The sequence below is a fragment of the Streptomyces sp. NPDC007205 genome (assembly GCF_040634095.1).
Taxonomy (GTDB): Bacteria; Actinomycetota; Actinomycetes; order Streptomycetales; family Streptomycetaceae; genus Streptomyces.
On record NZ_JBEYEW010000007.1, the window covers coordinates 164,625 to 190,034 of the forward strand.

At 70.8% G+C, this 25,410-nt stretch carries 25 protein-coding genes and 1 riboswitch; of the genes, 13 read left to right on the forward strand and 12 right to left on the reverse strand.

From position 1 onward, the window contains the following. Positions 1-22 precede the first annotated feature (22 nt). On the forward strand, positions 23-1,474 hold the full coding sequence (locus tag ABZ624_RS14835; protein WP_360087349.1) for a catalase: 1,452 nt from the start codon (positions 23-25) through the stop codon (positions 1,472-1,474). A gap of 164 nt (positions 1,475-1,638) precedes the next feature. On the opposite strand, the gene ABZ624_RS14840 is transcribed toward ABZ624_RS14835, so the two are convergent. Further along, entirely contained in the window at positions 1,639-2,034 is a 396-nt protein-coding gene (locus tag ABZ624_RS14840; protein ID WP_360087352.1) for a CBS domain-containing protein, read from the reverse strand. A 149-nt stretch (positions 2,035-2,183) separates the two neighbouring features. Beyond that, on the reverse strand, positions 2,184-2,984 hold the full coding sequence (gene hisN, locus ABZ624_RS14845; RefSeq protein ID WP_360087355.1) for a histidinol-phosphatase: 801 nt from the start codon (positions 2,982-2,984) through the stop codon (positions 2,184-2,186). Between the two features lie 170 nt (positions 2,985-3,154). Here hisN and ABZ624_RS14850 point away from each other — a divergent pair, with 170 nt between their 5' ends. After that, positions 3,155-3,760, forward strand: coding sequence for a TetR/AcrR family transcriptional regulator (locus tag ABZ624_RS14850; protein WP_360087358.1), 606 nt, complete (start codon positions 3,155-3,157; stop codon positions 3,758-3,760). Positions 3,761-3,918: 158 nt separating this feature from the next. Here ABZ624_RS14850 and ABZ624_RS14855 read toward each other — a convergent pair whose 3' ends face one another. From ABZ624_RS14855 to ABZ624_RS14870, 4 genes are all read right to left on the reverse strand, one after another. Further along, positions 3,919-4,242: a multidrug efflux SMR transporter gene (locus tag ABZ624_RS14855; RefSeq protein ID WP_360087361.1), complete on the reverse strand. Its 324-nt coding sequence runs from the start codon at positions 4,240-4,242 to the stop codon at positions 3,919-3,921. A gap of 84 nt (positions 4,243-4,326) precedes the next feature. Then, positions 4,327-5,337, reverse strand: coding sequence for a ribosome small subunit-dependent GTPase A (gene rsgA, locus ABZ624_RS14860; protein WP_360087364.1), 1,011 nt, complete (start codon positions 5,335-5,337; stop codon positions 4,327-4,329). Positions 5,338-5,348: 11 nt separating this feature from the next. After that, positions 5,349-6,665 (reverse strand): 3-phosphoshikimate 1-carboxyvinyltransferase, encoded by a 1,317-nt coding sequence (aroA, locus tag ABZ624_RS14865; protein WP_360087367.1) that lies wholly within the window; start codon positions 6,663-6,665, stop codon positions 5,349-5,351. Between the two features lie 65 nt (positions 6,666-6,730). Beyond that, positions 6,731-7,501: a M50 family metallopeptidase gene (locus tag ABZ624_RS14870; RefSeq protein WP_360087370.1), complete on the reverse strand. Its 771-nt coding sequence runs from the start codon at positions 7,499-7,501 to the stop codon at positions 6,731-6,733. A 50-nt stretch (positions 7,502-7,551) separates the two neighbouring features. Here ABZ624_RS14870 and ABZ624_RS14875 point away from each other — a divergent pair, with 50 nt between their 5' ends. The 10 genes from ABZ624_RS14875 (at position 7,552) to ABZ624_RS14920 (ending at position 17,511) form a co-directional block, all read left to right on the forward strand. Further along, positions 7,552-8,367 carry an SOS response-associated peptidase gene (locus tag ABZ624_RS14875; protein ID WP_360087373.1) on the forward strand — a complete coding sequence of 272 codons (816 nt, stop codon included), beginning with the start codon at positions 7,552-7,554 and terminating at the stop codon, positions 8,365-8,367. A gap of 1 nt (position 8,368) precedes the next feature. Then, positions 8,369-8,995 carry an alpha/beta family hydrolase gene (locus ABZ624_RS14880; protein WP_360087376.1) on the forward strand — a complete coding sequence of 209 codons (627 nt, stop codon included), beginning with the start codon at positions 8,369-8,371 and terminating at the stop codon, positions 8,993-8,995. Positions 8,996-9,251: 256 nt separating this feature from the next. Next, a complete protein-coding gene (sigR, locus tag ABZ624_RS14885; protein WP_360087379.1) occupies positions 9,252-9,947 on the forward strand; it encodes an RNA polymerase sigma factor SigR in 696 nt (231 codons plus the stop codon). Further along, positions 9,944-10,246 (forward strand): mycothiol system anti-sigma-R factor, encoded by a 303-nt coding sequence (gene rsrA / locus ABZ624_RS14890; protein ID WP_360087382.1) that lies wholly within the window; start codon positions 9,944-9,946, stop codon positions 10,244-10,246. Before sigR ends, rsrA begins: the two co-directional genes overlap by 4 nt. A 116-nt stretch (positions 10,247-10,362) precedes the next feature. Continuing rightward, complete coding sequence (locus tag ABZ624_RS14895) at positions 10,363-11,673, forward strand: HD-GYP domain-containing protein (protein ID WP_360087385.1); 1,311 nt, start codon at positions 10,363-10,365, stop codon at positions 11,671-11,673. Next, the gene (locus ABZ624_RS14900; protein WP_360087388.1) at positions 11,670-12,950 is read left to right on the forward strand and encodes an HD domain-containing protein; all 1,281 of its coding nucleotides are present in this window, start codon (positions 11,670-11,672) and stop codon (positions 12,948-12,950) included. Before ABZ624_RS14895 ends, ABZ624_RS14900 begins: the two co-directional genes overlap by 4 nt. Before the next feature lie 110 nt (positions 12,951-13,060). Further along, entirely contained in the window at positions 13,061-14,041 is a 981-nt protein-coding gene (locus ABZ624_RS14905; protein ID WP_351238189.1) for a tetratricopeptide repeat protein, read from the forward strand. 73 nt (positions 14,042-14,114) lie between these two features. Next, positions 14,115-14,765: a peptide deformylase gene (gene def / locus ABZ624_RS14910; protein ID WP_360087391.1), complete on the forward strand. Its 651-nt coding sequence runs from the start codon at positions 14,115-14,117 to the stop codon at positions 14,763-14,765. A 293-nt stretch (positions 14,766-15,058) separates the two neighbouring features. Further along, the gene (gene cyc1 / locus ABZ624_RS14915; protein ID WP_360087394.1) at positions 15,059-16,144 is read left to right on the forward strand and encodes an epi-isozizaene synthase; all 1,086 of its coding nucleotides are present in this window, start codon (positions 15,059-15,061) and stop codon (positions 16,142-16,144) included. Next, entirely contained in the window at positions 16,141-17,511 is a 1,371-nt protein-coding gene (locus ABZ624_RS14920; RefSeq protein WP_360087397.1) for a cytochrome P450, read from the forward strand. Before cyc1 ends, ABZ624_RS14920 begins: the two co-directional genes overlap by 4 nt. 22 nt (positions 17,512-17,533) lie before the next feature. On the opposite strand, the gene ABZ624_RS14925 is transcribed toward ABZ624_RS14920, so the two are convergent. Further along, complete coding sequence (locus ABZ624_RS14925; protein ID WP_360087400.1) at positions 17,534-18,496, reverse strand: helix-turn-helix domain-containing protein; 963 nt, start codon at positions 18,494-18,496, stop codon at positions 17,534-17,536. A 92-nt stretch (positions 18,497-18,588) separates the two neighbouring features. Here ABZ624_RS14925 and ABZ624_RS14930 point away from each other — a divergent pair, with 92 nt between their 5' ends. Then, positions 18,589-18,780 carry a hypothetical protein gene (locus ABZ624_RS14930; protein ID WP_360087403.1) on the forward strand — a complete coding sequence of 64 codons (192 nt, stop codon included), beginning with the start codon at positions 18,589-18,591 and terminating at the stop codon, positions 18,778-18,780. A 33-nt stretch (positions 18,781-18,813) separates the two neighbouring features. Here the strand turns inward: ABZ624_RS14930 and ABZ624_RS14935 are convergent, their stop codons facing one another. From ABZ624_RS14935 to ABZ624_RS14955, 5 genes are all read right to left on the reverse strand, one after another. After that, the gene (locus ABZ624_RS14935; RefSeq protein ID WP_360087406.1) at positions 18,814-19,827 is read right to left on the reverse strand and encodes a ribonucleotide-diphosphate reductase subunit beta; all 1,014 of its coding nucleotides are present in this window, start codon (positions 19,825-19,827) and stop codon (positions 18,814-18,816) included. After that, positions 19,827-22,190: a ribonucleoside-diphosphate reductase subunit alpha gene (locus tag ABZ624_RS14940; RefSeq protein ID WP_360087409.1), complete on the reverse strand. Its 2,364-nt coding sequence runs from the start codon at positions 22,188-22,190 to the stop codon at positions 19,827-19,829. Before ABZ624_RS14940 ends, ABZ624_RS14935 begins: the two co-directional genes overlap by 1 nt. Positions 22,191-22,334: 144 nt before the next feature. Beyond that, a riboswitch (cobalamin riboswitch) is annotated at positions 22,335-22,413 on the reverse strand. A 154-nt stretch (positions 22,414-22,567) separates the two neighbouring features. Further along, entirely contained in the window at positions 22,568-24,196 is a 1,629-nt protein-coding gene (mctP, locus tag ABZ624_RS14945; RefSeq protein ID WP_360087412.1) for a monocarboxylate uptake permease MctP, read from the reverse strand. Next, positions 24,193-24,456, reverse strand: a complete 264-nt coding sequence (locus tag ABZ624_RS14950; RefSeq protein WP_360087415.1) for a DUF3311 domain-containing protein — start codon at positions 24,454-24,456, stop codon at positions 24,193-24,195. Before ABZ624_RS14950 ends, mctP begins: the two co-directional genes overlap by 4 nt. Positions 24,457-24,590: 134 nt before the next feature. Then, positions 24,591-25,355 carry a GntR family transcriptional regulator gene (locus ABZ624_RS14955; RefSeq protein WP_360087418.1) on the reverse strand — a complete coding sequence of 255 codons (765 nt, stop codon included), beginning with the start codon at positions 25,353-25,355 and terminating at the stop codon, positions 24,591-24,593. Positions 25,356-25,410 lie beyond the last annotated feature (55 nt).

The window sequence follows — 25,410 nt, forward strand, 5'->3', positions numbered from 1 at the left end:
AGCAATGACGCAGGAGGCGCACGTGACGCAGGGACCGCTCACCACGGAGGCCGGTGCTCCGGTGGCCGACAACCAGAACAGCGAGACGGCGGGCGTCGGCGGGCCGGTCCTCGTCCAGGACCAGCTGCTGCTGGAGAAGCTGGCCCACTTCAACCGGGAGCGCATCCCCGAGCGGGTCGTGCATGCGCGCGGCGCGGGCGCGTACGGCACCTTCACGGTGACCGCCGACGTCACGCCGTACACCCGCGCCGCCTTCCTCTCCGGGATCGGTAAGGAGACCGAGGTCTTCCTGCGCTTCTCCACGGTGGCCGGCAACCTCGGCGCGGCGGACGCCGTCCGCGACCCGCGGGGCTTCGCGGTGAAGTTCTACACCGAGGAGGGCAACTACGACCTCGTCGGCAACAACACCCCGGTGTTCTTCATCCGGGACGCGATCAAGTTCCCCGACTTCATCCACACCCAGAAGCGCGACCCGTACACCGGCTCCACCGAAGCCGACAACGTGTGGGACTTCTGGTCGCTGTCGCCGGAGTCGACCCACCAGGTGACCTGGCTGTTCGGCGACCGTGGCATCCCGGCGTCGTACCGGCACATGGACGGCTTCGGCTCGCACACCTTCCAGTGGAACAACGAGTCCGGCGAGGTCTTCTGGGTCAAGTACCACTTCAAGACCGACCAGGGGATCAAGAACCTCACCGCCCGGGAGGCCGAGGTCCTCGCGGGCAAGGACCCCGACTCGCACCAGCGAGACCTGCGCGAGGCGATCGAGCGCGGCGAGTTCCCGAGCTGGACCGTGGGTGTGCAGATCATGCCGGCGGCGGACGCGGCGACGTACCGCTTCAACCCGTTCGACCTGACCAAGGTGTGGCCGCACGCGGACTACCCCGTCATCGAGATCGGCAGGCTGGAGCTGAACCGCAACCCCCGGAACGTCTTCGCCGAGGTCGAGCAGTCGATCTTCAGCCCCGCCCACTTCGTGCCGGGCATCGGCCCCTCGCCCGACAAGATGCTGCAGGGGCGTCTGTTCGCCTACGGCGACGCGCACCGCTACCGCGTCGGCATCAACGCCGACCACCTGCCGGTGAACCGTCCGCACGCCACCGAGGCGCGTACGAACTCCCGTGACGGCTTCCTGTACGACGGCCGGCACGGCGGGGCGAAGAACTACGAGCCGAACAGCTTCGGCGGGCCGCAGCAGACCGGCCGGCCGCTGTGGCTGTCCACCTCCGTCGACGGCCCCACGGCCAACCACCCGACGCCGGTGCACGCCGAGGACGACGACTTCGTGCAGGCGGGCAACCTCTACCGGCTGATGTCGGAGGAGGAGAAGGAGCGGCTGATCGCGAACCTGGCGGGCTTCATCGCCAAGGTCTCGCGCGAGGACATCGTCGAGCGGGCGATCGGCAACTTCCGCAACGCCGACGCCGGCTTCGGCAAGCGGCTGGAGGCGGCGGTGCAGGCGCTGCTCGGCTGAGTCCTGCTCGGCTGAGTCCTGCGCGGTTGAGTCCTGCGCGGTTGAGCCGGCGGCGCGCCCTGTGCTTGCCCCGGTGCTCAAGGACCTGGGTGGTGCTCCCAGGCGGGCCGGACCCCACGGTGCTCGGGGTCCGGTCCGTTCCGTGTGCGCGGAGGACCGGGCGCTCAGAGGGCCGGTGCGTGCTCCCGGGCCGGGGCCCAGCAGCGGATGATGTCGCGGACCGAGACGATGCCGGCGACCTCGCCGCGGTCGAGGACGACCAGGTGCCGGAAGCCACCGTGGGCCATGGCGCGAGCGGCGTCCTCCAGGGTCCAGGCGGGGGCCGCGAAGACGACGTCGGTGGTGGTGTGGGCGTGGGTGCGTTCCGTGTCCGGGTTCTGGCCGAGGCCGACGGAGTTCAGGATGTCGCGTTCGGTGAGGATGCCGATGCCGCCGGCGTCCGGGTCGAGGACCACGGCGGCGCCGACCCGGCGGGCGGACATCAGGGCGGCTGCCTGGCGGAGGGTGTGGGCGGGGCCGACGGTGAGGATCACCGTGCTCATGGCGTCTCGGACGAGCATGGAAGGGGCCACCTCCTACGAATCCCCGCGCCCGGGCGGGGATTCACAATTTCACAAGTGGGGGTGGGATCAGAGTGACAGGTGAAGGGCGGGTCAACAAGAGGGCGCGCGACGCCAGTTGGGGGGCGTGCGCGGGCTTCTCCTGCGTCTCACTGGCGCTGGTTGAGATACCCCAGCAACTCGTCGTGCAGCAGGCCGTTGGACGCGGCCGCGTTGCCGCTGTGCGGGCCCGGGCGGCCGTCGAGGCCGGTGAAGGTGCCGCCGGCCTCGGTGACGACGATCGCGGTGGCGGCCATGTCCCAGAGCGACAGCTCCGGCTCGGCGCACATGTCCACGGACCCCTCGGCGACCATCATGTAGGGCCAGAAGTCGCCGTACGCGCGCGTGCGCCACACCTCGCGGGTCAGGTCCAGGAAGCCGTCCAGGTGGCCCCGCTCCTCCCAGCCGGAGAGTGAGGAGTAGGCGAAGGACGCGTCCGCGAGCTTGCCGACACCGGAGACGTGGATGCGGGTCGCGGAGGTCAGGCTGCGGCCGGTGAAGGCGCCGTAGCCCCTCGCGGCCCACCAGCGGCGGCTCAGCGCGGGGGCGGAGACGACGCCGACGACGGGCTGGTAGCCGTCCTCGCCTGCTTCCATCAGGGCGATGAGGGTCGCCCAGACGGGGACGCCGCGGACGTAGTTCTTGGTGCCGTCGATGGGGTCGATCACCCAGCGGCGGGGGCCGGTGCCCTCGATGCCGTACTCCTCGCCGAGGATGGCGTCCCTGGGGCGGGCGCGCTGGAGCTGGCCGCGGATGAGCTCTTCCGCGGCCTTGTCCGCTTCGCTGACCGGCGTCATGTCCGGCTTCGTCTCCACCTTCAGGTCGAGGGCCTTGAAGCGGGCCATGGTGGCGGCGTCCGCGGCGTCCGCGAGGACGTGGGCGAGGCGCAGGTCGTCGAGGTAGTCCGGCATGTGAGGAACGGTATCTGCAGCTGCTGCTGCGGGGCCAGCAGGGCGGGGGGTGTCGGGGTGCCCCCACCTCGCCTGGCGGAAGTGCGCCCCCGAACCCCCGCGAACCCTTGACAGTGCATACAAGAGCGTCAAATCTGGGCGCAGAGCCGCTCTGTGTCAGGGAGGCGAGGATGCCTGCTGCCCGCGAGTCTCTGCTGGACGCCGCCTGTACGGCCCTCGCGCGCCGGCCGTGGTCCATGGTGCGGATGGTCGACGTGGCCGCGGCGGCCGGGGTGTCCCGGCAGACCCTGTACAACGAGTTCGGCAGCAAGGACGGGCTGGCGCGGGCGCTGGTGCGGCGGGAGGCCGACGGGTATCTCGCCGGAGTGGAGCGCGCCCTCGCCGGGCCGGGCGAGCCGAGGGAGCGGCTCACCGCCGTGGTCGAGTGGACGAGCGCCGCCGCGCGGGAGAACGCGCTGATCCGGGCCATGCTCACCGGCTGCTGGAGCGAACGGCTGCCCGCCCTGCCGCTCGCCGCCGTGCCGTCCTCCTCCTCGGTGCCGGCCCAGCGCCGCGCGGACGGGCCGCTGCCGACGCCCCGTGACCTCGTACGGATCGTGCGGGACCGAGCGGTCAGCGCTCTGGCGGGCCCCACCGCCACCCCCGCCGACACCGCCGAACTGGCCCGCCCCTGCGAACTGGTCGTACGTCTCGCCCTGTCCTGCGTCGCGGCCCCACCGGGCGAGGGCGGCGTGGCGGAACTGGTCCGAGCGGTGGTCCCGCACCAGACGGTGTGATCGCGGGCGGTTCCGGACGCCGGGGACGCCGGGCTGCCCGGTTTCCTGCGCAGTCCACCCGGAGTCCGGCCCGGCGATCCACCGAGCCCGGCCCGCCGCTACGACGGCTGCCGGTTCCGGACGCGGCACGACTGCCCGCTACAGGGCTTGGGCCCTGTCTAGTGTGCCGAGCCCGACAACTGCAGCCCGATCACGCCGATGATGACCAGGCTGATCGAGACGATCTTCAGGGTGGACACCAGGTCGCCCAGGAAGACCATGCCGTAGATCGCGGTGCCGGCCGCGCCGATGCCGGTCCACACCGCGTACGCGGGGCCGACGTCGAGCTTCTTCAGGGACAGGGTCAGCAGGCCGAAGCTGCCGAGGGCGAAGGAGGCGAAGGCGATCGTCGGCCAGAGGCGCGTGAAGCCGTGCGAGAGCTTCAGGCACACGGCGAAACCGGTCTCCAGAACTCCGGCCACCATGACCAGCAGCCACGCCATGTGCTGTCCTCCCGTTGATCCGGATCTCCGGCTCGGTGCGATTATGCACTTACCGGCCTCCCACCCGGCCAAACAACGCGGAGGTCAGTCGCCTTCCCTGCGCTCCCGGGTGGACAGCAGCCGGCGCAGCGAGTACAGCCGCGCCGGATCCGCGTGGCCCTCCTCGGTCCAGGCGTCCAGCGCGCAGTCCGGCTCGTCGTGGCTGCACGCGCGCGGGCAGCCCTCCGTGCCGGGTTCGAGGTCCGGGAAGGCGTGGATCACGCGCGAGGGGTCGACGTGCGCCAGGCCGAAGGAGCGGACGCCGGGGGTGTCGATGACCCAGCCGTCCGCATCGGACAGGGGCAGGGCGAGGGCGGACGTCGTGGTGTGGCGGCCGCGGCCCGTCACCGCGTTCACATGGCCCGTGATACGCCGGCGCTCGTGCGGCACCAGCGCGTTGACGAGGGTCGTCTTGCCGACGCCCGAGTGACCCACGAACGCGGTGACCCTGCCGTCCAGGTACTCGCGTACCCGGTCCGCCGCGTCCCCGTTCTCCAGTTCCTCGCGGCTGGTGACGACGTACGGGATGTCGAGCGCGCCGTACAGCTCCAGCATCTTGTCCGGTGGGGCCAGGTCCGACTTGGTCATCACCAGCAGCGGTTCCAGACCGCCGTCGAAGGCCGCGACGAGACAGCGGTCGATCAGACGGGGCCGGGGCTCCGGGTCGGCCAGGGCCGTGACGATCGCCAGCTGGTCCGCGTTCGCCACGACCACCCGCTCGTACGGGTCGTCGTCGTCGGCCGTGCGCCGCAGCACCGACGTGCGTTCCTCGATCCGGACGATCCGGGCCAGCGTGTCCCTCGTGCCGGACAGGTCGCCGACCAGGGCCACCCGGTCCCCGACCACCGCCGCCTTGCGGCCCAGCTCGCGGGCCTTCATCGCGATCACGGGCCGGTCGTCGACCAGGCAGGTCAGCCGGCCGCGGTCGACCGTGAGGACCAGGCCCTCGGCCGCGTCCTCGTGCTTGGGCCGGATGTTCGTCCGCGGCCGGTTGCCCTTGCGGTTGGGACGGGTGCGGATGTCGTCCTCGTCGGTGTGCTTGCCGTAGCGGCGCATGACGTACGTCCCTACTGCCCGAGCATCCCGGTCCACAGCTCGGGGAAGTCCGGAAGGGTCTTCGCCGTGGTCGCCACGTTCTCGATCCGCACCCCCTCGACGGCGAGACCGATGATCGCGCCCGCGGTCGCCATGCGGTGGTCGTCGTAGGTGTGGAAGGTCCCGCCGTGCAGCTTGCGCGGGCGGATGTGCAGGCCGTCGGCGGTCTCGGTGACGTCACCGCCGAGCTCGTTGATCTCCTTGGTGAGTGCGGCCAGCCGGTCCGTCTCGTGCAGCCGCAGATGCGCCACGCCCCGCAGGGTGGAGGGGGAGTCCGCGAGGGCCGCCACCGCCGCGATGCCGGGGGTCAGCTCGCCGACGTCGCCCAGGTCCACGTCGATGCCGTGGAGGGCACCCGAACCGGTGAACACCAGCCCGTACTCGGTGAGTTCGCAGGAGCCGCCCATCTCGGTGAAGATCTCCCGCAGCCGGTCACCGGGCTGGGTGGTGCGCTCCGGCCAGTCCGGGATCAGCACCTTGCCGCCGGTGACCAGGGCCGCCGCCAGGAACGGCTGGGCGTTGGACAGGTCCGGCTCGATCGTCAGGTCCCGGCCGAGCAGGGCGCCCGGCGTCACCCGCCACACGTTCGGCTCGCCGCCCGACTCCGGGGTGTCGACCTGGGCGCCGACCGCGCGCAGCATGTCGACGGTCATCCGGATGTGCGGCAGGGACGGCAGCGAGGCGCCGGTGTGCCGGACCTCGACGCCCTGGTTGAAGCGCGGGCCGGAGAGGAGAAGGGCGCTCACGAACTGGGAGGACGAGGAGGCGTCGACCGACACCGGGCCGCCGTCCAGGGCCCCGCCGCCGTGCACGGTCAGCGGCAGCGCGCCCCGGCCGTCGTCGTCGATCCGCGCGCCGAGCTGCCGCAGCGCGTCGATCACGCCGTGCAGAGGACGCTCGTACGACCGCGGGTCGCCGTCGAACCGGACGGGGCCGTCGGCCAGCGCGGCCACCGGCGGCAGGAAGCGCATCACCGTGCCGGCGTTGCCGACGTCGACCGTGGCCGGGCCGTGCAGGCCCGTCGGCAGCACCCGCCAGGCCTCGCCGGAGCCGTCCGGGCCGACCCCTTCCTCGATCTCCACGCCCATGGCCCGGAGGGCACCGGCCATCAGCAGGGTGTCGCGGGAGCGCAGCGGCCGGCGCAGCCAGCCGGGCTCGGAGGCGAGGGCGGCCAGCACCAGCGCGCGGTTGGTGACCGACTTGGACCCGGGCACGTGGACCGTCGCGTCGACGGCTCCGCTCGCGTGCGGGGCGGGCCAGAGGGCGGTGTGTGCGGGGTTCACGGTCATGCGAATACTTTATAAGGAGGGGCCGACGGGGTCGTTTCGACTGACTCGCCCCTTCGGGCTTGTCGTCATTCCCCCAGCAGCCAGCGACCCCCGCCGATCAGCGAGGACAGCGACACGGCGTGGAACAGGAACAGCCACAGCCCCGCCGGTACGTGCGTCAGACGCGACAGCTGGTCCGCGTCCGAGTCCCCCGCCCCGCCCGCCCGGCTCCCGGCACCACCCTCGAACGACGCTTCGCGGCCCCTCCGGCGTGACCGCTTCATCTGCAGCTCGAAGGGCGGCCGTACCCCGCCGAACAGCAGGAACCACACCACCGCGTACGCGAACGCCGCCTGCACCTGGGGCCCCGCCAGCCAGGACACCAGCAGGAAGGCGCCCCCGGCCAGCACCACGGTCAGGACGCCGTACGCGTTGCGGATCATCACCAGCATCGCCACCAGCAGCGCCGTCGCCGCCCACAGCAGCAGCGTGATGCGCCCCGCGGCCAGCAGGGCGGCGCCCCCGAGGCCGAGCAGCGAGGGCGCCGTGTATCCGGCGGCGGCCGTGAGGATCATGCCCAGTCCGTACGGCTTGCCCCGGCTGACCGTGAGGCCGCTGGTGTCGGAGTGCAGCCGGATGCCGGTGAGCTGCCGGCCGGTGAGCAGCGCGATCAGGCCGTGGCCGCCCTCGTGCGCGATGGTGATCGCGTTGCGGGATATCCGCCACAGGGTGTGCGGGACGACGACGGCGAGCGCGGCGCCCAGGGTGGCGAGCACCACCCAGAGGTCGGGATCGGGCTGGGTGCCGGTGAGCCGGTCCCAGATGTCGGGCAGCGCGGTGGCGGCGAGGCTGTCCATGTGTCCGAGTGGCTCCCTGTAGTGGTGCGGAGTCTGGCAGTGTGGCACGTATGTGCGGACGGTATGCATCGAGTCGTAGGCCCGAGGATCTCGCAGGAATCTTTGAGATCGACAAGTGGGAGCCCGAGGAGACCCTGGAGCCGGACTACAACGTGGCCCCCACCAAGGAGGTCTACGCCGTCCTCGACCGTCCCCTGAAAGACGCGGACTCCCCGCGTCCGGTTCGCCAGCTGCGCAAGCTGAAGTGGGGACTGGTGCCGTCCTGGGCCAAGACGCCCGAGGGCGGCGCCCGGATGATCAACGCGCGGGCCGAGACCGTGCACGAGAAGCCCGCCTACCGCCGTGCCTTCGCCGCCCGGCGCTGCATCATCCCCGCCGACGGCTACTACGAGTGGGTCACCGGCACGCAGGAGCGCGAGCTGGAGGTCGAGGGCAAGAAGAAGCGGCCGCGCAAGCAGCCGTACTTCGTGCTGCCGGCCGACGGCTCGGTGTTCGCGATGGCCGGGCTGTACGAGTTCTGGCGCGACCGGACGCTGCCCGACGACCACCCGGGGGCCTGGTGGGTCACCTGCTCGGTGATCACCACGGAGGCCGAGAAGACCCCGCTGGCCGTGGCCCCCGCCGAGGGCCCGCACGCCCTGGTCGACATCCACCCCCGGATGCCCCTGATGCTCACGCCGGACCGCTGGGACGCCTGGCTCGACCCCTCCCGCACCGACCCCGACGGCCTGCGTGACCTGCTCGCCCCGCCCCCGCCCGGCCTGATGCGCGCCTACCCGGTCTCCACGGCCGTCAGCAACGTCCGCAACAACGGCCCTGAGCTGCTGAAGGAGCTGGAAGCGCCGGAAGAGGGCACACTCTTCTAGCGTGATCGAGATTGTCGAGACCGACGCCGGAACCGCACGCATCACCTGGCACCGGGCGGAGGACCCCCGGCTGGTGCTCGCCCTGAGCCATGGCGCCGGCGGGGGCGTCGAAGCCCGCGACCTGCAGGCGCTCGCCCGGACCCTCCCCGCGCACGGCGTGACCGTGGCCCTGGTGGAGCAGCCCTGGCGCGTCGCCGGGAAGAAGGTCGCCCCCGCGCCGAAGACCCTGGACAGCGGCTGGCGCGGCATCTGGCCGGCACTGGCCGGGATGCGGCTGCCCGTGGTCTCCGGCGGGCGCAGCGCCGGCGCCCGGGTCGCCTGCCGCACCGCCGCCGAGCTGGGTGCGCACGCCGTGCTCGCGCTGAGCTTCCCGCTGCACCCGCCGGGCAAGCCGGAGAAGTCCCGCGCCGAGGAGCTGCTCGGCGCCGGGGTGCCCACGCTGGTCGTGCAGGGCGGCAACGACCCCTTCGGGAAGCCGGCGGAGTTCCCCGAGGGCGGCTACGGGCTGATCGAGGTGCCGTACGGCGATCACGGGTTCGCGGTTCCCACGCGCGCGGAGATCACTCAGGAGCGGGCCCTTGAGATCGTCACCGAGGGCGTCGCCCAGTGGCTCGCGCCGCTCGGGTGACGGGCGGGAATGTGCCGCGCCGGACCACTGTTGTGGCGGACAGAAGTGCTGAGGCCTCGGCACAGACGTCGTAGGAGAGGAAGTCCGCCGCATGGGTTCGACCGTTTGCCCGGCCCGCAGCAGCCGTACTGACCTGGACTGGACGGTGCTGCACGCGGCCAGGACCGCTTCAATTCGAGGGGCGGCAGGCACGGGTCGTGTTCTATCCTCCGAATCGAGTGGGACCGCTCTCGGTCCTGCCCGGGATCTTGAGGAGGTGGGTCCGGTCACCGGTACCGACGCAGGGACCGACAACGGCCAGGCGGAGCAGCCCGAGGGCCAGGGCGTGAGCGCGGAGACGACCTCCGAGTCCACCGCCGAGCGCAGTGCGCGCTTCGAGCGGGACGCGCTCGAATTCCTCGACCAGATGTATTCGGCCGCGCTGCGCATGACGCGCAACCCGGCCGACGCCGAGGACCTGGTGCAGGAGACGTACGCCAAGGCGTACGCGTCCTTCCACCAGTTCCGTGAGGGCACCAACCTGAAGGCGTGGCTGTACCGGATCCTCACCAACACCTTCATCAACTCCTACCGCAAGAAGCAGCGCGAGCCGCAGCGCTCCGCCGCGGAGGAGATCGAGGACTGGCAGCTCGCCCGCGCCGAGTCGCACATGTCGACGGGCCTGCGCTCCGCCGAGTCGCAGGCGCTGGACCACCTGCCCGACTCGGACGTGAAGGCAGCGCTGCAGGCGATCCCCGAGGAGTTCCGCATCGCCGTCTATCTCGCGGACGTCGAGGGCTTTGCGTACAAGGAGATCGCGGACATCATGGGGACACCCATCGGTACGGTGATGTCCCGGCTGCACCGGGGCCGCCGTCAGCTGCGCGGCATGCTGGAGGACTACGCCCGTGAGCGTGGGCTGGTCCCGGCGGGCGCCGGAGAGTCGGACGAAGCGAAAGGTTCGGGCTCATGAGCTGCGGAGATCCGCACGAGACGGACTGCAGTGAGGTCCTCGACCATCTGTACGAGTTCCTCGACAGTGAGATGCCGGCCGTTGATCGCGACAAGTTCCAGCACCACTTCGAGGAATGCTCTCCCTGCCTGGAGAAGTACGGCCTGGAGCAGGCCGTGAAGAAGCTGGTCAAGCGGTGCTGCGGGCATGACGACGTGCCCGCCGACCTGCGCGCCAAGGTCATGGGGCGGCTCGATCTGATCCGCTCCGGCCAGGCCGTGCCGGACCACGACGTGACCGCCACGCCGCAGGAGAGCTGACCGCCGGGTCACCACTGCCGTCACCCGAATGTGCTAATCCTCAGGTCATAGGCCCCGTACCCCCGATCCCCGCCCTAGGCTCCGAGCCTGGACCGGCACGGTCGGGGAGGGGTGCGATGGAGGCGGTACCGGCGAGGGCACGCGGCTATGTGGCCGCTGTCGCCCTGCTGGCGCTGTTCTGCCTCCTGCCGCTGCCGGCGCTCCGCACCCCCTGGTGGGCGCTCGGCCTGCTCTCCGCACTCTGCGCCGCCAGCGAGCACGTCGTACGCCGCCGTTTCGGCGGCACCTTCTACCCCGTCCTGCTCGCCGGGGCGTTCCTGCTGCCGCCGCCGGCCGCCGCGCTCGTCCCGGTGCCCGCGGCCCTGCTCTCGCCGGTCGAGCACCGGCCCGCGCTGCTCAGGCGCGTCTGGCGGGCCGCGCAGCCCGCGCTCGCGGTGTGGGGCGCCGCCCGGGTGCACTGGGCGCTCGGCGGACGGGACGCCGTCGTCGGCTGCGACTTCCCGTACGCGCTGCTGCCCGCCGGCGCGGCCGTCCTCGTCTTCTGCCTGATCCTCACCCTCCTCGACGGCGGCCTCCGCGCGGTCGCCCAGGGGGTTCCGCTGCGCCGGGCCTGGCGCGGGCTGCTGTCCCGTTCACTCGCGCCGGTCGCGGTGCACGGACTCGCCGGGCTGATGATGGCCGTGCTGTGGCGCAGCCCGTACGGCCCGGTCGCCGCGCTGCTCGTGCTGCTGCCGATGTGCGTGTCCTGGTGGATCTTCGCCCAGTACCACCGCGAACGCGCCGCCCACCAGGCCACGATCCGCGCGCTCGTCCAGGCCGTCGACATCAAGGACGGCTACACCCGCGGCCACAGCGAACGCGTCGGACAGGCCTCCGTGATGATCGCCCGGGAACTCGGCATGGACGACGACCGCGTCGAGACGCTGCGCTTCGCCGGGATCCTGCACGACGTCGGCAAGCTCGGCGTCCCCACCCGGCTGCTGCGCAAGGACGGCCCGCTGACCCCCGAGGAACGCCGGATCATCGAACTGCACCCCGAGTACGGCCATGAGATGGTCCGCGGGATCTCCTTCCTCGGCGAGGCCCGCGCCGCGATCCTGCACCACCACGAACGCCTCGACGGCAGCGGCTACCCCTACGGTCTCGCCGGCGACCGGATCCCCGAGTGCGCCCGGGTCGTCGCCGTCGCCGACGCCTTCGACGCGATGACCTCCACCCGCTCCTACTGCAGGGCCCGGCCGGTCGAGGTGGCCGTCGCCGAGCTGCAGCGGTGCGCCGGGACGCACTTCGACCCCCGTATGGTCACGGCGCTCGCCAGGGCACTCGAACGGCACGGCTGGCACCCGGCCGTCACGGCCGACGAGACGGCGCGCGAGGCCCCGGACCCGCAGCCGGTCCCCGGCCCCCGCACCGGGGCACCGCGATGACCGCCCTCAGACTCGTCCACGCCGCGGCCGGGCTCACCGCCGCCGCCTCCCTCGGCGTCACCCTGTGGACCGGTATGGCCGACCGGGGGGTCGCGCTCGCCTTCGGGGTGCTCATAGCCGTCGGCGAGCTGACCCGGTGGAGCGGAGCCCCGGTGCGGCAGGCCGCGCCGCTGGGCACCGCGGGATCGCTGTCGTACGCCCTGCTCGGACCCGACGCGGGGCACCAGACGCTGCACGACGCGCCGCAGGTCGTCAGCGTGGTCCTCGCCGCCTCCCTGCTCGGCGGCGTCCCGCACATCTGGTGCGGCCGCACCCCGACCCTCGACCACCTCGCCCGCCGCGTGCTGAGCGTCGGATTCGCCGCCGTCTGCTTCCAACCCCTCTCCAACAAGGGCGTGTTCGCGTCCTGGAGCGGCCCCGCCTACGCCCTGCTGCTCGTCGCCCTCCTCGTCCTGACCGCCCTGTGCGACGCCGTCCTCGCCGCGGCCCTCGCCCACTCCCGCACCCGCTGGCCGTTCGGCCCGCTGCTGCGCGACGAACTGCGCGGGCTGCTCGGCATCGGCTCCGCGGTCTGCGCGACCGGCGCGGTGATCGCGCTCGCGGTCGCGGTCGTCGGCCTGTGGGCGCTGCCCGTGTTCTGCCTGCCCCTGCTGCTCACCCAGCTGTCCGTGCGCCGGTACGCGGCCGTCCGCGCCACCAACCGGCAGACCATCGCCTGCCTCGCCCGCGCCACCGAGATCGCCGGATACACCCCCGCCGGACACGCCCGCCGCGTCGCCGCGCTCAGCCTCGCCGTCGGCCGGGACCTCGGCCTGAGCGAGGGCGAGCTGACCGTCCTGGAGTACGCGGCCCTCATGCACGACATCGGCCAGCTCAGCCTGGTCGACCCGGTCCCGGCCGGTGCCACCGCCGGCCTGCCCCCCGAGGAGCAGCGCCGCATCGCGCTGCTCGGCGGGGCCGTCGTACGGCAGACCGGTGTGGCCGCGGCCGTCGCCGTGATGGTGGAACGCCAGGCGGACCCCTGCCGTGACCAGCCGGTCGCCGCGCGGATCATCCGGGCCGTGAACGCCTACGAGGAGAAGGCCCGGGACGCCGGACCCGAGGGGACCCTGCGGGCGCTGGAGGAGCTGCGCCTCGGCACCGCCGGTGACTACGCTCCGGAGGTGGTGGAGTCCCTCGCCCGGGTCCTCGCCCGGTCGCGGGCCTGGCGCGAGAGCGCGCCGGCGGAGGCGACGGGAGACGCACGGCACTGTCTGACCCCGCGCGGGGCTGGGTAACCCATGGGTAATGAGCGCCTTTCCCGCCGTACGTGGTTGGATGCGAGGGAGAGGGTGTCCGGGGGCACAAGCCAGCCCACAGCGGGAAATGGAACTGGCAGGCGGGAATCGTGAGGATCTTCGGCAAGGGACGGCACCGGCCCTCCGCCTCCTGGCGGCAGGCCACGGACCGCGCGTTCACGCTGATCGGCGACGGCCGGTACGAGGACGCGGGCGAGCTGCTGACACGGGCCGCCGATCTGGAGCCCTGGCTGTCGGAGTCCTGGTTCAACCTCGCCCTGCTGCACAAGTTCCGGCACGACTGGGAGCAGGCCCGTGCGGCCGGGCTCCGGGCGGTCGCGTTGCTGGAGCGGGAGACCGGGGCGCCCGACTGGTGGAACGTCGGCATCGCCGCCACCGCCCTGCAGGACTGGCCGCTGGCCCGCCGTGCCTGGCAGGCGTACGGGCTGAAGGTGCCCGGGGGCGCCGCCGCCTCCGCCGAGCCCCTCGGCATGGAGCTGGGCAGCGCGGCCGTACGGCTCTCCCCGGAGGGCGAGGCCGAGGTCGTGTGGGGCCGCAGGCTCGATCCGGCGCGGCTGGAGGTGCTGTCCATCCCGCTTCCCTCGTCCGGGCGGCGCTGGGGCGAGGTGGTGCTGCACGACGGTGTCCCGCACGGCGAGCGCACGACGTCCGCCGGGCACTCCTACCCGGTCTTCGACGAGATCGAGCTGTGGGCGCCCTCGCCCGTGCCCACCTGGGTGGTCCTGCTGGAGGCGGCCACGGAGGCGGACCGGGACGCGCTGGAGCAGCTGGCCGCCGACGCGGGGTTCGCCGCGGAGGACTGGTCCTCGTCGGTGCGGCTGCTGTGCCGGATGTGTTCGGAGTCCCGGATGCCCTCGGACGAGGGGGAAGGTGTGCATCTCGACCCGCATGACCACAGCGAGCCCGGTCATCCCGGACCGCTGGGGCATCGGACGGACGGACAGCTGTGGGTGCCCGAGCGGGAGTGCGGGGTGGCCGCGCCGGCTTCGCTGGTCCGGGGGTTGCTGGACGGGTGGGTCGCGGACAGCCCGGACTCCAGGGACTGGCGGGATCTCGAAGAGGTTTGCTGAGCCGACGGTGACCAGCCGCCTTTAGGCTGTACTCGCAGAATTTTCCAGGATTGCAGGAAGGCGTACGTCGGTCATGGCGCAGCAGGACACCGATCAGCAGCACGCGGGCGTGCTCCCCGTCGACGACGAGGGCTATGTCGTCGACACGGAGGACTGCGAGGAGCGCGAGAAGGCCTGGCGGGAGCGCGGCACCTCGCGGCCGATCACGGTCGTCGGCAACCCGGTGCTGCACAAGGAGTGCAAGGACGTCACCGAGTTCGGCGAGGAGCTGCAGCAGCTCGTCGCCGACATGTTCGCCAGCCAGCGCACCGCCGAGGGCGTGGGCCTGGCCGCCAACCAGATCGGTGTGGACCTCAAGGTCTTCGTCTACGACTGCATGGACGACGAGGGTGTCCGGCACGTCGGCGTGGTGTGCAACCCGAAGCCGGTCGAGCTGCCCGCCGACCGGCGCCGGCTGGACGACAGCAACGAGGGCTGCCTGTCCGTGCCGACGGCGTACGCGCCGCTCGCGCGTCCCGACTACGCCGAGGTGACCGGTCAGGACGAGCAGGGCAACCCGATCAAGGTGCGCGGCACCGGTTACTTCGCACGCTGTTTGCAGCACGAGACCGACCACCTCTACGGCTACCTGTACATCGACCGGCTGTCCAAGCGGGACCGCAAGGACGCACTGCGGCAGATGGCCGAGAACGAGCCACGTTATCCGGTGGTCGCCAACGACTAGGCGGCATGGGCTCGTTGGGGCGCCCGGCCGGGATCACTCCCGGTCGGGCGCCCTTCGCTTGCCTCGCCTCGCTCATCCGTGCGTCGTACAACCGATCCCTTGTGTCCTCGTTGTGATCCTTAATCGGTCACACAAGGCGGGATTCCCGGCGGCCTTGGGGTAGTGAGTGAAGCAAATCCGTTCCCATGGCGGTCAGTTGTGGTGCTGAATGTAAGAGCGGGGATACGCAACGGCGCACGCCCGGCACAACCGGAGAGGGTCGTGCGCTCCTGGCGGCTGAGAGGGGTTTGTTCGTGCAAGCTTTCCCACACAGCACCACAGCGACGCCGACGGCGATCGTCGTACCACCGTCACTGGCACTCCCGGTGATCGAGTCCGCCTTTCCCCGGCAACTGCATCCGTATTGGCCGCGGCTCCAGCACAGCACACGGCTCTGGCTGCTGGAAAAACGGCTCATGCCGGCGGACAAGGTGCAGGAATATGCCGACGGACTGTGCTACACGGACCTCATGGCGGGCTACTACCTCGGCGCCCCCGACGAGGTCATGCAGGCCATCGCCGACTACAGCGCGTGGTTCTTCGTCTGGGACGACCGCCACGACCGCTGTGTCGTCCACGGCCGGACGGGCTACTGGCGGCGGCTGAGGCACCGCCTGCACGCGGCCCTCGACGCACCCCGGCACCACCTGCACCACCCGGACCCGCTGGTCGCCGGTTTCGCGGACAGCATCCTGCGGCTGTACGGCTTCCTGTCGCGCACCTGGAACCAGCGGTTCGCCCGGCACTTCCACGCGGTCATAGAGGCCTACGACCGCGAGTTCCACAACCGCACCGAGGGATACATACCCGGCGTCGAGGAATACCTCGCCCTGCGCCGGCACACCTTCGCGCACTGGATATGGACGGACCTGCTGGAACCGAGCGCCGGATGTGAACTCCCGGACGACGTGAGGAAAGCACCGGCCTACCGCCGGGCCGCGCTGTTCAGCCAGGAATTCGCCGCCTGGTACAACGACCTGTGCTCGCTGCCGAAGGAAATAGCGGGCGACGAGGTCCACAACCTCGGAATCAGTCTCATCACCCATGAGGGGCTGACTCTCGAAGAAGCGGTGGACGAAGTCAGGCGGCGGGTCGAGAAATGCGTCAGCGAATTCCTCGAAGCCGAGCAGGACGCCCTGCGGTTCGCCGACGACCTCGCCGACGGAACGGTCCGCGGAAAGGAACTGAGCGCCACGGTCCGCGCCTGTGTCGGCAATATGCGCAACTGGTTCAGCTCCGTCTACTGGTTCCACCACGAGTCCGGCCGTTACATGGTCGACACCTGGGACGACCGGTCGACGCCCCCGTACGTCACCAACGAAGCGGCAGGTGAGAAATGACCGTCGACTCTGTGCGGCCCGTCAGCTCCGAGGCGGCCGAACTGCGTGAGCCACCCCTGGCCGGGGGCGCCGTGCCGGTCCTCGGACACGGCCTGAAGCTGGTCCGCGACCCGCTCGCCTTCATGTCCCGGCTCCGCGACCACGGCGACGTCGTACGCCTCAAGCTCGGCCCCAAGACGGTGTACGCCGTCACCACGCCGGAGCTGACCGGCGCGCTCGCGCTCAGCCCCGACTTCAAGATCGACGGACCGCTGTGGGAGTCCCTCGAAGGCCTGCTCGGCAAGGAGGGCGTGGCCACCGCCAACGGCCCCCGGCACCGGCGCCAGCGCCGCACCATCCAGCCCGCCTTCCGGCTGGACGCGATCCCGGACTACGGGCCGGTCATGGAGGAGGAGGCGCACGCGCTGACCGACCGCTGGAAAGCCGGCGACACCGTCGACTGCACCTCCGAGTCCTTCCGGGTGGCCGTGCGCATCGCCGCCCGCTGCCTGCTGCGCGGCGAGTACATGGACGAGCGCGCCGAGCGGCTCAGCGTCGACCTCGCCAGCGTCTTCCGGGGCATGTACCGCCGGATGGTCATCCCGCTCGGACCGCTGTACCGGCTGCCGTTTCCGGCCAACCGCGAATTCAACCGGGCGCTGGCCGATTTGCATCTGCTGGTGGACGAGATCGTCTCCGAGCGGAGGGCATCTGGTCAAAAGCCGGACGATTTGCTGACGGCATTGCTGGAGGCAAAGGACGACAATGGTGACCCCATCGGGGAACAGGAGATCCACGACCAGGTCGTCGCGATACTCACCCCCGGCAGCGAAACGGTCGCATCCACGATCATGTGGCTGCTGCAGGTTCTCGCGGAACACCCGGAACACGCCGAGAAGGTACGGACCGAGGTCGAATCCGTGACCGGCGGCCGACCGGTCGGATTCCAGCACGTGCGCGCGCTCACGCACACCAACAATGTCGTCGTCGAGGCCATGCGGCTCAGGCCCGCCGTATGGATATTGACCCGGCGCGCGGTGACCGACACCTCGCTCGGCGGCTATCGCATTCCGGCCGGGGCGGACATCGTCTACAGCCCGTACGCGATCCAGCGCGACGCCCGCTCCTACGACCGGCACCTCGGCTTCGACCCCGACCGGTGGCTGCCGGAGCGGGCCAAGGACGTCCCGAAGTACGCCATGAGCCCCTTCAGCGTGGGCAACCGCAAGTGCCCCAGCGACCACTTCTCCATGACCCAGCTGAGCCTGATCACCGCGGCGATCTCGGCGAAGTACCGCTTCGAGCAGGTCCCCGGGTCGGACGACACCACCCGGGTGGGCATCACGCTCCGTCCGCACAACCTGCTGCTGAGGCCGATGCCCTGGTAGGCCACCTGGTACCGGCGCGCGCTCAGGCGGCCTGCGGGCCCCGGAACGTGCGCCGGTAGGCGTTCGGGGTGGTGCCGAGCGCCCGGACGAACTGGTGCCGCAGCGCCGCCGCCGTACCGAACCCGGTGCGCCAGGCGATCTCGTCCATGGTCTCGTCCGTGCCCTCCAGCAACTCCTGGGCGCGCAGCACCCGTTGGCGCAGGATCCAGCGGTAGGGCGTCGTCCCGGTCTCCTGCTGGAAGCGGCGCGCGAAGGTGCGCGGCGCCAGGTGGGCACGGGCTGCCAGCTGCTCCACGGTCACCTCCTGGTCGAGGTGCTCCTCCATCCACACCAGCACCTCGCCGACGGTGTCGCACGGGGCCTTGGGCAGCGGCCGCTCGATGTACTGCGCCTGCCCGCCGTCCCGGTGCGGCGGCACGACCATCCGGCGGGCGATCTTGTTCGCCACCTCGGGGCCCTGCTCCTTGCGCACGAGATGCAGACAGGCGTCGATCCCGGCGGCGGTGCCGGCCGAGGTGATCACGGGGTCCTCGTCGACGTAGAGCATGTCCGGCTCGACGGCGACCGTCGGATACCGGCGGGCGAGCTGCTCCGCGTGATGCCAGTGCACCGCGCACCGACGGCCGTCCAGCAGCCCGGCCGCGGCCAGCAGGAACACGCCGGAGCAGACGCTGAGCACCCGTGCCCCCCGCTGGACGGCTCGCCGCAGGGCGTCCAGCAACTCCTCCGGGTACTCCCGTACGGCATAGGTCTCCCCGGCCGGGACGGCGATCAGGTCGGCCTCCTCCAGCCGCTCCAGCCCGTGGGAGGTGGACACGGTGAACCCGCAGTGGGTGTCAAGGGTGGGCCCCTCGGCGGAGACCACGGCGAAGTCGTACACAGGCAGTCCCTCGTCGCTGCGGTCGATGCCGAACACCTCGCACACGACACCCAGTTCGAAGGGATGCACCCCGTCCAGCAGCACGGCGGCCACGTTCTTCAGCATGCTGCCAGTGTGCCGGGTCGGTGGCAGTAATTCGAGGGCGTACGGCAGTCCTGCCACTCACGGGAAGGAGCGTTCCGCGCGACAGTGAGGGCATGAACGGAAACCAGATCCAAGGCCTCATCGGCATGCTCGCCACTTTCGGGATCCTCGTCCTCATGATTCTCCCGTCCGCGATCGGTGCCGTGCGGGAATGGCGCATCGACCGGCAGCTCAGGCAGGCGGAGCGCGGCGAAGGGACGCCGGACCGCGCCCCCAGCCGCCGCGGCGTGGCCCACCCCGCCTGACGAACGGCACAACGGCCTGAACCGTCGGGCCGGTCAGAAGTCCTCGTCCAGGTCGACCGTGCCCTCCACGGCGACCTGGTACGCCGACGGGCGGCGCTCGAAGAAGTTCGTCAGCTCCTGAACGCCCTGCAGCTCCATGAAGGAGAACGGGTTCTCCGAGCCGTACACCGGGGCGAAGCCGAGGCGGGTGAGGCGCTGGTCGGCGACGCACTCCAGGTACTGCCGCATCGACGCGGTGTTCATGCCCGGCAGACCGTCACCGCACAGGTCGCGCGCGAACTGCAGCTCGGCCTCGACGGCCTCCTCCAGCATGTCGGTGACCTGCTGCCGGAGCGCGTCGTCGAACAGGTCCGGCTCCTCCTTGCGGACGGTGTCGACCACGTCGAAGGCGAAGGACATGTGCATCGTCTCGTCGCGGAACACCCAGTTGGTGCCGGTGGCCAGACCGTGCAGCAGACCCCGGCTGCGGAACCAGTAGACGTACGCGAAGGCGCCGTAGAAGAACAGGCCCTCGATGCACGCGGCGAAGCAGATCAGGTTGAGCAGGAAGCGACGGCGGTCGGCCTGCGTCTCCAGGCGGTCGAGCTTCTCGACCGAGTCCATCCACGTGAAGCAGAACTCGGCCTTCTCGCGGATGGAGGGGATGTTCTCGACGGCCGCGAAGGCCGCCGCCCGGTCGTCCGGGTCGGGGAGATAGGTGTCCAGCAGGGTCAGATAGAACTGGACGTGCACGGCCTCCTCGAACAGCTGCCGGCTCAGGTACAGCCGCGCCTCGGGGGAGTTGATGTGCTTGTACAGCGTCAGGACCAGGTTGTTCGCGACGATCGAGTCGCCCGTCGCGAAGAAGGCCACCAGCCGGCCGATCAGGTGCTGCTCGCCCGGAGTCAGCTTCGCGAGGTCGGCGACGTCCGAGTGGAGGTCGACCTCCTCCACGGTCCAGGTGTTCTTGATGGCGTCCCGGTAGCGCTCGTAGAAGTCCGGGTAGCGCATGGGACGCAGAGTCAGCTCGAAGCCCGGGTCGAGGAGATTGGTGTGACGAGTGGTCATTACTGGCAGGCCTCGCAGGACTCGGGGTTTTCCAGGGAGCAGGCGACCGCGTCGGGATCGGCGGCCTGCTGGACGGGGATGGTCTTCTGGGCCTGCGCCTGGGCGGCGCGGGCGATGCGCGTCGCGGGCCGCGAGCGCAGGTAGTACGTCGTCTTCAGCCCGGACTTCCAGGCGTACGCGTACATCGAGGAGAGCTTGCCGATGGTCGGCGTCTCCAGGAAGAGGTTGAGCGACTGCGCCTGGTCCAGGAACGGGGTCCGCGCCGCCGCCATGTCGATCAGGCCGCGCTGCGGGATCTCCCATGCCGTGCGGTACAGGGCCCGTACGTCGGCCGGGATCCAGGCGAAGTCCTGCACGGAGCCGTTGGAGTCGCGCAGCGCCTCACGGGTCCGCGCGTCCCAGACGCCCAGCTCCTTCAGATCCTTCACCAGGTACGAGTTGACCTGCAGGAACTCACCGGACAGCGTCTCGCGCTTGAAGAGGTTGGAGACCTGCGGCTCGATGCACTCGTACACGCCCGCGATGGAGGCGATGGTGGCGGTGGGCGCGATCGCGAGGAGGAGCGAGTTGCGCATGCCGACGGCCGCGATCCGCTCGCGCAGGGCCGCCCAGCGCTCGGGCCAGGTGAGCTCGACGTCGTAGTGGTCGGGGTGCAGCACACCCTGGGCGGTACGGGTCTTCTCCCAGGCCGGCAGCGGGCCGCTCCGCTCGGCGAGGTCGGCGGAGGCCTCGTACGCGGCGAGCATGATGCGCTCGGCGATCCGCGTGGACAGGGCCTTGGCCTCCGGCGAGTCGAAGGGCAGACGCAGCTTGAAGAAGACGTCCTGCAGACCCATGGCACCGAGGCCGACGGGCCGCCACCTGGCGTTCGACCGGCCCGCCTGCTCGGTCGGGTAGAAGTTGATGTCGACCACGCGGTCGAGGAAGGTGACGGCCGTGCGGACGGTCTCGTCGAGGCGCTGCCAGTCGATGTCACCGCCGCTCACGAACGCACCGAGGTTCACCGACCCCAGGTTGCAGACCGCCGTCTCGCCGTCGTCCGTGACCTCCAGGATCTCCGTGCAGAGGTTGGAGGAGTGGACCACATGGCCGGGCAGAGCCGTCTGGTTGGCGGTGCGGTTGGCGGCGTCCTTGAAGGTCATCCAGCCGTTGCCGGTCTGCGCGAGGGTGCGCATCATCCGGCCGTACAGCTCACGGGCCGGGATCGTCTTCTTCGCGAGCCCCGCCTGCTCGGCCTTGCGGTAGGCGGCGTCGAACTCCTCCCCCCACAGGTCCACCAGCTCCGGCACGTCCGCCGGGGAGAACAGCGACCACTGCTCGTCGGCGTTGACCCGGCGCATGAACTCGTCCGGGATCCAGTGCGCGAGGTTCAGGTTGTGCGTGCGGCGGGCGTCCTCACCGGTGTTGTCCCGCAGCTCCAGGAACTCCTCGAGGTCCGAGTGCCAGGTCTCCAGGTAGACGGCCGCGGCGCCCTTGCGCCGGCCGCCCTGGTTCACGGCGGCCACCGAGGCGTCCAGGGTCTTCAGGAACGGCACGATCCCGTTGGAGTGCCCGTTGGTGCCGCGGATCAGCGAACCGCGGCTGCGGATCCGGGAGTACGACAGCCCGATGCCGCCGGCGTGCTTGGAGAGCCGGGCCACCTGGTGGTACCGGTCGTAGATGGAGTCCAGCTCGTCCAGCGGGGAGTCGAGGAGGTAGCAGGACGACATCTGGGGGTGCCGGGTGCCGGAGTTGAAGAGCGTGGGGGACGACGGCAGGTAGTCGAGGTGGCTCATCAGCCCGTAGAGCGCGGCGACTTCGTCCACGGAACGGACGCTGTCGTCCTCGGCGAGGCCTGCGGCGACCCGCAGCATGAAGTGCTGGGGGGTCTCGATGACCTTGCGGGTGAGGGGGTGCCGGAGCAGGTACCGGCTGTGCAGCGTGCGCAGCCCGAAGTAGCCGAAGCGGTCGTCGGCGGCGGTGTCGATCAGCGCGTCCAGCCGCTCGGCGTGCAGCCGCGCGAACCCGGCGGTCCGGTCGGCGATGAGCCCCTCCCGGTGCCCCACGGCCACGGACTCGGTGAAGGACGTCACGCCCTGCGAGGCGGCCTCGGCGCGGATGGTGAGGGTCAGCAGCCGGGCGGCCAGCCGGGAGTAGGCGGGGTCCTCGGAGATGAGCCCGGCGGCGGCCTCCGTGGCCAGCTCCCGCAACTCCGCCTCGTCGGCGTTCGCCGACCGGCCGCGCAGCGCGGCGGCGGCGACCCGGCCGGGGTCGGTGTCGGGGAGGTCGGCGGTCAGCTCGGTCAGGGTCCGCAGCAGCGCGGTACCGGGACCGTCGGTCTCCAGGCCGCCGGCTGAAGCCGGATCTGCTGGCGCGATGGTCACGTGGGGCTCTCCCTCGCTCGGCACGGGGCCTTCGGAGGGCAGGCGGCAGCCACGAGCGCACACGGCGTCGCGTCCACCGGCCCACTCCACGAGGCCCGGACGTCTCACGGCACACCGGCCGGACGGCCGGGTGCGCTGTCGGCAGGTCCTCGGACTGACGCGAGCGTGCGAATGCACGCAAGTACACCGTTGCGGGACAGTTCCGGATTCGCACCGGATTCCCCTGCGGCGACAGCGAGGATGAGCATACATCTAGTGCCGGGGTGCCGTGTCACCCCCAGATGTTGTGTCGTACGTCCACGGGCCGCCGTAGCACGTGTGCTCCGGCGGCCCGTGGTGGGTTGTTCGTGGTGGGTTGTTCGTGGTTGCTCGGCGCTCTAGTGGGTGCTTCCCGCGGTCGCCGGCGGAAGCTCCGCCTGGACTCCGGGATCGCCAGCGTCCGCCGTGTAGTCGGCCGGCCTGGTCTCGTCGACGCCCTCGGGAGCCTTGACGGCCTTGAGGACGAAGGTGAGGACCACGGTCACGGCGACGTTGAGGACGAACGCGGTCAGGCCGATGTAGCCGATCTCCCCGATGCCGGGGATGTCCTTGGCCGGGCCGCCGAAGTGCTTCTGGGTCGGCGAGGCGACCCCGTACGCGGCGGCCGTGCCGTACACCATGCCGACCGCCCAGCCGGCGAGCAGCGCCCAGCGGTGGAACCAGCGGGTGAACAGGCCACCGACCAGGGCCGGGAAGGTCTGCAGGATCCAGATACCGCCCAGCAGCTGGAAGTTGATCGCGACCGTCTTGTCCATGGTGAGGACGAAGACCAGGGCGCCGACCTTCACCAGCAGCGACACGAACTTGGAGACCTGGGCCTCCTGCTTGGGTGTCGCGTCCGGCTTGATGAAGTCCTTGTAGATGTTGCGGGTGAAGAGGTTCGCCGCCGCGATCGACATGATGGCCGCCGGTACGAGTGCGCCGATGCCGATCGCCGCGAAGGCCACGCCCGCGAACCAGTCCGGGAACATGTCCTCGAACAGCTGCGGGATCGCCAACTGCCCGTTGGTGACCTTCACTCCGGCCGCGATCGCCATGAAGCCCAGCAGGGCCAGCAGGCCGAGCATGAGGGAGTACAGCGGCAGGATCGTGGTGTTGCGGCGGATCACCTCACGGCTCCTGGACGACAGGGTCGCGGTGATCGAGTGCGGGTACATGAACAGCGCGAGCGCCGAGCCGAGCGCCAGCGTGGCGTACGTCCACTGGCCCGCCTCCGGCGGCGCGAGCGCGCCGCGCGGCTTGCCGGTGGCCGGGTTGACCTGGCTGAACGCGTGGGCCGCCTTGGCGAAGACGTCGTCGAAGCCGCCCAGCTTGATCGGGATGTAGATGATCGCCACCCCGATGACTATGTAGATCAGCGCGTCCTTGACGAAGGCGATCAGGGCGGGCGCGCGCAGGCCGGAGGAGTACGTGTACGCCGCCAGCACGCCGAACGCGATCAGCAGCGGCAGGTCCTTCACGAACCAGTTGGTGGTGTCCCCGCCGCCGACGCCCATCACGTCCAGCACCGCCTGGATACCGACGAGCTGGAGCGCGATGTACGGCATCGTCGCCAGGATGCCGGTCAGCGCCACCGCCAGCGACAGCCCCTTCGAGCCGAAGCGGCCGCGTACGAAGTCCGAGGTGGTGACGTACCCGTGGCGGTGCGAGACCGACCACAGGCGCGGCAGGAAGGTGAAGATCAGCGGGTAGACCAGGATCGTGTACGGCACCGCGAAGAAGCCGGACGCGCCCGCCGCGTAGACCGCCGCCGGTACGGCGACGAAGGTGTACGCCGTGTACAGGTCGCCGCCGAGCAGGAACCAGGTGATCCAGGTGCCGAACGACCGTCCGCCCAGGCCCCATTCGTCCAGGGAGTGCTCGTTGTCGGCCCTGCGCCAGCGTGCGGCGAGGAAGCCCAGGACCGTGACGGCCAGGAAGAAGAAGATGAAGACGCCGAGCGCGACGCCGTTGACGCCGTCCTTCACCTCGCCTCACCGCCCTTCTGGGAGACGCGGGTGCGCTGGTCGAGCTGCCACAGCTTGTACGCGGTCATCGTCAGGGCCGTGGAGATCAGCACCCAGAGCATCTGGTACCAGTAGAAGAACGGGATCCCTATGAAGGCCGGGTCCGTCTTGGCGTAGGAGCCGACCCACAGCGTCGCCACAAAGGGCGCGCCGAGGCACAAGGCGATGATCACCCGGACCGGGGTGACGACCGGTGGTCTCACTTCAGGTGTTTCGGACATGCCACGGCTCTCCGTCCCCTCGCTGATCACCTGTGTAATGCGCAGGCAATCTAGGTGACGGTGTCGCGACAGTGGAAGACCTCGTCCGTATATCGGTATATCGATTCAGCGAAGGTCCACCGGTCCCACCGGTCCTACTCCGCAGGGCGCTTGAGCCTCGCCACGAACTTGTAACGGTCCCCCCGGTACACCGACCGCACCCACTCCACCGGCTGGCCCTCGCGGTCCAGGGAGTGGCGGGAGAGCATCAGCATCGGCAGGCCCACATCGGTTCCGAGCAGGCCCGCCTCGCGCGGAGTGGCCAGCGAGGTCTCGATGGTCTCCTCGGCCTCGGCGAGGTGGACGTCGTAGACCTCGGCGAGCGCGGTGTAGAGGGACGTGTACTTCACGAGCGATCTGCGCAGGGCAGGGAAGCGTTTGGCGCTCAGATGCGTGGTCTCGATGGCCATCGGCTCGCCGTTGGCCATGCGCAGCCGCTCGATGCGCAGCACCCGTCCGCCGGCGGCGATGTCCAGCAGCCCGGCGAGCCGGTCGTCGGCGGTGATGTAGCCGATGTCCAGCAGCTGCGAGGTGGGCTCCAGACCCTGGGCGCGCATGTCCTCGGTGTAGGAGGTGAGCTGCAGCGCCTGGGAGACCTTGGGCTTGGCGACGAAGGTGCCCTTGCCCTGGATGCGTTCGAGCCGCCCCTCCACGACCAGCTCCTGCAAGGCCTGGCGGACGGTGGTGCGGGAGGTGTCGAACTCGGCCGCCAGCGTACGCTCGGGCGGCACCGGTGTGCCCGGGGCCTGCGTCTCCGTCATGTCGAGCAGGTGCTTCTTCAAGCGGTAGTACTTGGGCACGCGCGCCGTACGGACGGTCGTGCCGGCCTCGTTCTCCGCACTGCTGACGTCGGTGCTCATGCTCCGCCTTCCCGGCTCCGGATGCCGACAGCGACCGACTGGCTTCGGCCACGGG